Here is a 985-nt window from a genome sequence, read left to right as displayed (position 1 = left end):
CCCCAGATGGTGCGTTCCAAACCGCTCTTGTCACGGATGAAGGCAAAGTAGCTGAGCTCGTTGTCTTCGTTATGCTCATAAGGAGCTTTACCGTGGGCAATCAGAGTACCGGCAATGGATTTTTTACGATTCTTGGAATCGAGAACCTTGTTATTCACCTTCATAGGCTCTTGCTGAACAGGCGCTTTGGCCTGGACAGGAGCTCGTGTCGGTGCAGCGGCTTGTTGATACTGGGGTTGCTCTTTCTCAACGCCCAGATAATCACCAACCTCGCTCAGACACTGTTTAAAGTCCCAGTTATTGAGCCACATCAGCAGCTCAAAACCATCATGATTGGCACCGCATGTATTGCATACGCCGCCACCAGTCAGGTGGGCATCCTTGAACAGTCGGAAGCCATCTTTCCCGCCGTGGATAGGACAAGAAACATGACGACCAGGTTTACGGAGAGCTGGTTCAAGATGGGGCGCTAGGGCCGCCAGGATGAATAGCCAGTTTCCGTTTGCAGCTTCACGAACGGTGTCAGCTTTGTAGTAAGACATAGGTTTTCTCCTTAGCGTGAACCCCAGCATCGAGGCTTCCTTAAACCCCCGTCGCCAGGGTTTTAAGGAAACCCCGACACCGGGAGAATGTGCCAAGGAGGCTCCCCAGCCGGGGAGAACTCCCCGGCGAGGGGTTTAAAAAGGTCGCCCCCGAAACGGAGGCGAATTTTGTGAATATCACAAGCACAAATGAGTGCCCTCTTCCGAGGCCATCATGATTGTGACATCTGCGGTTACAGGATCTGACTTAATCACAACCTCAGTGGGTTTGAAAAAGCCATCTACAGTGGGCATGGGGTAATAAAGACGAATCTTTCCCCAATTCTTGTTGTCGGTAAAAGCGACCTTTGTTTGAGCAACACAAAGCTGCAAAAACATGAAAAGGAAGTCTTCTACCGAGTGCTTACCATCTGCACCAAATACTCCATCGACAATTGCCGGGG

General features: G+C 50.9%; 2 protein-coding genes. Both read right to left on the bottom strand.

The features are described from left to right. Nucleotides 1-542: primase-helicase zinc-binding domain-containing protein (locus tag BHE89_RS18610; RefSeq protein WP_286146304.1), on the bottom strand; the 542-nt coding region annotated here is incomplete at its 3' end. Between the two features lie 177 nt (nt 543-719). Beyond that, nucleotides 720-985: hypothetical protein (locus tag BHE89_RS18605; RefSeq protein ID WP_128860716.1), on the bottom strand; the 266-nt coding region annotated here is incomplete at its 5' end.

The organism is Shigella sp. FC1967 (genome assembly GCF_001743005.1).
Lineage (GTDB): Bacteria > Pseudomonadota > Gammaproteobacteria > Enterobacterales > Enterobacteriaceae > Proteus.
Note: the sequence above shows the minus strand (reverse complement) of the source record. Positions and strands in the feature narration are given on the sequence as shown.